We start from the raw sequence: 6,361 nt of genomic DNA, 5'->3' as shown, positions 1-6,361 counted from the left end.
GCCGGATCACACCGCTGCAGGAAGCCCGGCCGGGACGGTGCGATCGCCCTTCGCCGCCATCGCCTGCGGCCTGTCATCGGAGCTCCGGCATCGTCGCCCTCGCGCCATGGGATCGTTGCCCGTAGGGAGGAGACTGCTCTGACAGGCTCCCGTCCGAAGGACCAGAGCCCGGTCCCGATCAAATCGGGAGGCGCTATGACAGATCGACAGAAAGCGAGTTCTTTGCTGTCATTGGCGCTTTTGCTTGCGCAGGGTGGACGGCCCCCTACCATAGAGCTTCAGAAAAGCCGCATTGAAGCTCCTGATGCTGCCGAAGCCTGCCTGCATGGCGATGTCGGTCATCGACAGGTCGGTCTGGTCGATCAGCCTCTTGGCCCGGCCAATCCGAAGCGTCTGGGCCGTCTCCACAGGCGATGCGCCAACATGCCTAACGAAAAGCCGCGTCAGGTGACGGCTGCCGATGCCAAGGCGCGTGGCCAAGGCATCGACCGTGCCGTGGTCAAGCACCCCGTCCTCGATCATCTGCAAGGCGCGCTCGACCGTGGTTTTCGTGCCTTTCCATGCCGGACAAAAAGGCGCGGTTTCCGGGCGGCAGCGAAGGCAGGGCCGGTATCCGGCCCGTTCCGACGCCGCAGCGGTCGGATAGTAGGAGACGTTCTTCGTCAGCGGATGCTTCACCGGGCAGACGGGCCGACAATAGATGCCGGTCGTCCGGACCGCCGTGAAGAACAGCCCGTCATAGGCAGGATCGCGCCGCAGCCGCGCCTCGTTGCATGTGTCGAAATCGAGCATGGCCCAAGGCTACAGCAGATGCCGTTGCTTGCGCGAGACGGGCCGGATGATGAGGTCCGAAAACTGCCAGACGCCAAATCCCGATGCGGGGTAAGCAGGCGCAACAGAAAAAAGACGGATGATGACGATGCGGATGACATATCTCGACTGGGCGCTGCTGTTCCTGCTCTCCCTTCTCTGGGGCGGTGCGTTCTTTTTCGCCGCCGTGGCGGTGCGGGAACTGCCGCCGCTGACAGTGGTTCTGGCCCGCACCGGCCTTGCCGCCCTCGCGCTGGTGTTCGTGCTGCGCATCATGGGCGAGGCATGGCCGTTCAGAGGCAAGGCTATCCCTGCCTTTCTGATCATGGGCGTTCTGAACAACCTTCTGCCCTTCAGCCTGCCTTTCTGGGCGCAGACTATGATTCCCAGCGGTCTGGCGTCGATCCTGAACGCGACCACGCCGATCTTTGCCATCATCATCGCGCATTTCTGTCTCGCGGATGAACGCATGGCCCCGAACAAGGCCCTTGGGATTGCCTTCGGCTTTTTCGGCGTTGTGGTTCTGCTTGGGGGCAACTTGCTGGACGGGAGTGGTTTTGCCCTGACCGGAATGCTGGCCTGCCTTGGCGCTGCTCTGTCCTATGGACTGGCCGGAACCTATGGACGCCGGTTCCGGTCGATGGGTCTTTCTCCGGCGCAGGTCGCATTGGGCCAACTGGTGGCGACGACGATCATGATGGTGCCGTTGGCGTCTCTGATTGACCAGCCGTGGACCCTCGCAATCCCGAGTGCTGCGGCCATCGAATCCGTGGTTGCGCTGGCTGTTGTTTCGACGGCGCTGGCCTATGTGATATTCTTCCGGCTGCTGGCCTCCGCCGGTGCGGTCAACACCGCGCTTGTCACCCTGCTGATTCCGGTCAGCGCCATCCTCCTCGGCGCGCTGTTTCTGGGCGAGGCTCTGGCGGCGCGGCACTACGCCGGACTCGCGCTGATCGGCGCGGGCCTTCTGGCAATCGACGGCAGGTTGATCCGCAGAATAAGGCGGTAGGTGCTGCGACTTGACCGGCAGCTTTGTCCGCAGAGCTGCCAAGCACAACCGGTCCAGCGCCTGAGTCGGATCGGGCGGGACGGTGCGATCGCCCTTCGCCGCCATCGCCTGCGGCCTGTCATCGGAGCTCCGGCATCGTCGCCCTCGCGCCATGGGATCGTTGCCCGTAGGGGGGAGACTGCTCTGGCAGGCTCCCGTCCGCAGGACCAGAGCCCGGTCCCGATCAAATCGGGAGGCGCTATGACACATCGACAGAAAGGAGCCCTTGGACGAAGCCGCTCCGCGGCATTGGTGCCCTTGGCGAGCGTTCAGCGATGATGTGAGCAACGTGCATTTGGCTGCGGGCATTTCTGTCTGACGATCGGGGACTTTCCCCTTCATCAGACAGGAGGTTTCCATGACGGAGGAACGAACTACCCCGCTGCGCCAGCGGATGATCGAAGACATGTGCATCCGGGGCATGGGCGAGAAAGCTCAGCAGTCCCACATCCGTGCCATCAAGGATTTCGCAGCCTTCCTGAAGCACTCTCCCGATACGGCCACGGCGGAGGAGCTTCGGGCCTACCAGCTCCATATGGCCAATGCAGGTGTCACGCCCTCGACCTTCAACACCCGCATCGTGGCGTTGCGGTTCTTTTTCGGGATGACCTGCGGGCGCGAAGATATGAAGCGGTTCATGCAGTTTCGATCCGAACCTCGCCGGCTCCCCGTGGTTTTCAGCGTGGAGGAGGTTTCCGACATCCTGATGGCCGCGCCGGGACCGGGGCTGAAGTATCGGGCCGCGCTCAGCATTGCCTATGGCGCGGGATTGCGGGCGGCCGAGGTCTGCAATCTCAAGATCGGTGACATCGACAGTGACCGGATGCTGATCCATGTCGAGCAGGGCAAAGGCAAGAAGGACCGCAAGGTCATGCTCTCGCCCAGCCTGCTGGATCTGCTGCGCACCTATTGGCGTGAGGCGCGACCCCAGGGCTGGCTGTTCCCCGGCAAGCCCAGGATCAATCCGATCTCCCCGCGACAGCTGAGCCGTGCTTTTGCCGAGGCCAAGGCTCTGGCGGGGGTGAAGAAGGCCGCCACGTTGTACACCCTGCGCCACAGCTTCGCGACACACCTTCTGGAGGCGGACACCGATGTCCGCGTGATCCAGGTGCTGCTGGGGCATGCCAAGCTCAGCACCACGGCCCAATACACCCATGTTGCCACCAAGACGATCCGCAACACCGTCAGCCCCTTCGAAGCGCTCTCGAAGCTGCAAGGCCATAGCGGCCCGGGACATCTGCAATAGCCCCGGGCCGGCGTGCACCGTCCGAAGCTGGAACTGGCTGACATCTTCCGCACCCATGGTCCTGCGTGGCGGCAGGGCAATGCCGGCCATGTCAGCCTGACCCAGCTCAAGGTGATGTCGGCGATAGAAGCCTGCCGGTCCGAGGTGCTCGGCGGGCATGTGGCTGGCTGTGCCCAATGCGGGCACCGGCACATCGCCTACAATTCCTGCAAGAACCGGCACTGCCCCAAGTGTCAGGGACCGGCGGCGCGCGACTGGATGGCTGCGCGCGCCGATGATCTGCTGCCCGTGGAATACTTCCACGTCGTATTCACGCTGCCGGCCGAGATCGCGCAGATCGCATACTGGAACAAGAAGGCGGTCTATGACCTGCTGTTCCGCGCCTCGGCAGAGACAGTGATGACCGTCGCGGCCGATCCAAAGCGCCTCGGCGCGAAGGTCGGCATGACAGCCGTACTGCATACCTGGGGTTCGGCTCTGACCCACCATCCCCACATTCATATGATCATCCCGGGCGGCGGTCTGTCTCCCGAGGGTTCCCGCTGGATCGCCTGTCGCCCCGGCTTTTTCCTGCCCGTGCGGGTGCTGTCGCGGTTGTTCCGGCGCCTGTTCATCGAGGGGCTTCTCGCCTTGCATTACTCCGGGGAACTCATGTTCTTCGGGGATCTGGCAGGGCTCGCAGACGCGGAGACCTTTGCGGCTTGGCTCGCACCGTTCCGCAAATCCGAATGGGTGACCTATGCCAAACCGCCCTTCGGCGGACCCGAAGCCGTCCTGGCCTATCTCAGCCGCTACACCCACCGTGTTGCCATATCGAACGCGCGCCTTGTCAGCGCGGACGCCCAGGCGGTGGCCTTCCGCTGGAAAGATTACCGTATCAGGCAGGGCGATCGGCAAAAGGTCATGCGGCTGTCCACCGACGAGTTCATCCGCCGTTTCCTGATCCACGTCCTGCCGGACGGCTTACATCGGATCCGGCACTACGGTTTGCTCGCCAGCGCCGCCCGCAAGGCCAATATCGAGAAGATCCGCAACCTCCTCGGGGCGATAGAACCTGAGACTGCCCCACAGACCGCAGCAGAGATCAGCCTGCTCACCTTGCGTGAACCTTGCCCCTGTTGTGGCGGCCCGATGCGGATCATCGAGATCTTCCGGCGTGGGCAAAAGCCGCAATCGCGGGCACCGCCATGGGAGCAGGCCGCATGATCATGACAAGGTGTCCGTCATCTCCGTCGACCCGACACCGGCTCCCGTTCAGGAGCTGGGTTGCTGGCGCTCGTCCAGAGCGGCATGAACGCCTGGAAATGGACGGGCTCCACTACGATCGCGCCGCCTGCACATCACGATTCTCGGGCAAAACCTCCCGGGGCGCACCACAATCGCACCTCCGGCCCTTCCCGATCTTCATGGCCGACCCCACCCTCAGCGCTCTTTCTCCATAGACCGCGCCAGGCCCCCGCGGCTTCGTCCTTGGGAGGTTTTCCAACGCGGGCCGAGGTCATGCCCGGCTCCAGCCACGCACAGCGGCCCGCATCGAAAAACCTTCACCTTGGACGGTCGGGCACGTCTTATAACTCGCTGAGCAGCAGCTTTGCACCTGCAACGCCGAAGAAGACGCCAAGCGTGATCTGGATCGAACGGCGGGCCTTGGAATAGGCGCGGATCATGGCCGGTGTCGAGAAGGCCACCGCATAGAGGATGTGAATTGCAACCGACAGCAATGTGGTGCCAACGACGATCACAAGACCGACCCATACGGGCGCTCCATCTTGAAAGCCTAGCGAAACTATGGCGATCCAAGCCAGAACGGCTTTCGGGTTGCTCATCTGGATCGTGAAGCCCCGCAGGGCGTATCCCGTCAGGCTGCGCGGCCCTCCAGTCAGAATTCTCGCCTCAAGGTCATGGGTGGAAGAGGCTGATTTGAGCGCCTTATAGCCAAGCCAGAGCAGGTAGAATCCTCCAAAAATCTTGATCCCCGTCAGCACTGGCGCCCAGGTTGCAAGCAACGCGGTCAACCCAGCAACCGTCAGCATAGCCCAGGCTAATGATCCAGCCGCGACGCCGGTCGCAAGCGCAATGCCTGATTTTCGCCCAATACGCATGGATGTGCCGATCACAGCCAAAACATTTGGACCGGGGCTGGCGATAGCCAGAAGGAACGCGGCGTAGGACATCAGGATGCCCGTCATCCATGTCGTGATCTCGCTCATAGGGAACCTCTTGCCGTTGGAGACGCCCGCCTTCCTTATCGCTTCCGAAGGCCACCATGTTTCGGCAGATACCGAAATGTCCGGCGCAGACAATCGGAGCTTTCCCGGATAGATTGCGGCCATGGCGAATATGGCATCAGGAAATACCGTCGCAGAGGTGGCGCATCTGATCGGGGATGCAGCGCGGGCGAATATGCTGGCTGCTCTGATGGGAGGTCAGGCATTGACGGCGGGAGAACTTGCCCGCCACGCAGGCGTGACCCCACAGACAACCAGTGGGCATCTGATCAAACTGACCGAAGCCCGGCTTCTTGCGGTAGAAAGGCAAGGTCGGCACCGCTACTATCGGCTGGCTTCACCCGAAGTTGCGCAGGCGATCCATGCATTGTCAGTTCTGGCAGTTGCGGGGCCGAAGCGGCATCACCCCATCGGTCCCAAGGACGCCGCCTTGCGGCTTGCGCGGACCTGCTACGACCACATTGCGGGGCGGCTCGCTCTGGCATTGGCCGACAGTCTGGTCCGTGAAGGGCATGTGATCCTATCGGACGGGGCCGGACTCGTGACGGATTGCGGTCGCCGTTTTTTAACGGATTTCGGAATCAATACTGAGGCCCTGCACGCTCGCCGCCCTCTCTGTAGGACCTGTCTCGACTGGAGCGAACGGCGTCCTCACATCGCTGGACAGCTTGGCGCGGCTCTTCTGGGAAATGCGCTTGAACAGGGGTGGCTGATGCGCACCCCCGAAAGCCGTGCATTGCGCATAACGCGATCCGGGGAAATCGGCTTTGCAACGACTTTTCGCTTGCCGTTGAACTGGCGGGAGCAACCGGGCCGTTGAAGCCGCTGACCGTCCGCTTGGCTGCCACTATCGGCGGGATCCAGAGCCACAGATATAGCGCAGGCAGCCTCATCAATGATCAGAGCCGAGGCTGTGTGGAAACTCCGCTCTATGGTAGAGTTTGTAATGGCTGCGGGGGATCGAGATGTCGGGTTTCATCGAAGGCGTTGCGCGGGGGCAGACAGTTCTTTTTCCTGATCGCCTTGAGG

The 6,361-nt window shown here is 62.5% G+C and carries 6 protein-coding genes; 4 read left to right on the top strand and 2 right to left on the bottom strand.

Annotated elements, in window-relative coordinates; genetic code table 11:
* Positions 1 to 228: 228 nt before the first annotated feature.
* Positions 229 to 792 (bottom strand): bifunctional transcriptional activator/DNA repair enzyme AdaA, encoded by a 564-nt coding sequence (locus D2T30_RS22625; RefSeq protein WP_128210621.1) that lies wholly within the window; start codon positions 790 to 792, stop codon positions 229 to 231.
* A 118-nt stretch (positions 793 to 910) separates the two neighbouring features.
* Between D2T30_RS22625 and D2T30_RS22620 the strand changes: the two genes are divergently transcribed.
* From D2T30_RS22620 to D2T30_RS22610, 3 genes are all read left to right on the top strand, one after another.
* Complete coding sequence (locus D2T30_RS22620; RefSeq protein ID WP_241651388.1) at positions 911 to 1,819, top strand: DMT family transporter; 909 nt, start codon at positions 911 to 913, stop codon at positions 1,817 to 1,819.
* 397 nt (positions 1,820 to 2,216) lie between these two features.
* The gene (locus D2T30_RS22615) at positions 2,217 to 3,104 is read left to right on the top strand and encodes a tyrosine-type recombinase/integrase (RefSeq protein ID WP_128210620.1); all 888 of its coding nucleotides are present in this window, start codon (positions 2,217 to 2,219) and stop codon (positions 3,102 to 3,104) included.
* Positions 3,105 to 3,116: 12 nt separating this feature from the next.
* The gene (locus D2T30_RS22610) at positions 3,117 to 4,310 is read left to right on the top strand and encodes an IS91 family transposase (RefSeq protein ID WP_128210619.1); all 1,194 of its coding nucleotides are present in this window, start codon (positions 3,117 to 3,119) and stop codon (positions 4,308 to 4,310) included.
* A 362-nt stretch (positions 4,311 to 4,672) separates the two neighbouring features.
* Here the strand turns inward: D2T30_RS22610 and D2T30_RS22605 are convergent, their stop codons facing one another.
* Entirely contained in the window at positions 4,673 to 5,314 is a 642-nt protein-coding gene (locus D2T30_RS22605) for a LysE family translocator (RefSeq protein ID WP_128210618.1), read from the bottom strand.
* Positions 5,315 to 5,435: 121 nt separating this feature from the next.
* Here D2T30_RS22605 and D2T30_RS22600 point away from each other — a divergent pair, with 121 nt between their 5' ends.
* Positions 5,436 to 6,152, top strand: a complete 717-nt coding sequence (locus D2T30_RS22600; protein WP_241651387.1) for an ArsR/SmtB family transcription factor — start codon at positions 5,436 to 5,438, stop codon at positions 6,150 to 6,152.
* Positions 6,153 to 6,361 lie beyond the last annotated feature (209 nt).

Origin of the sequence: Paenirhodobacter populi (assembly GCF_004022215.1) — a bacterium.
GTDB lineage: Bacteria > Pseudomonadota > Alphaproteobacteria > Rhodobacterales > Rhodobacteraceae > Rhodobacter > Rhodobacter populi.
Note: the sequence above shows the minus strand (reverse complement) of the source record. Positions and strands in the feature narration are given on the sequence as shown.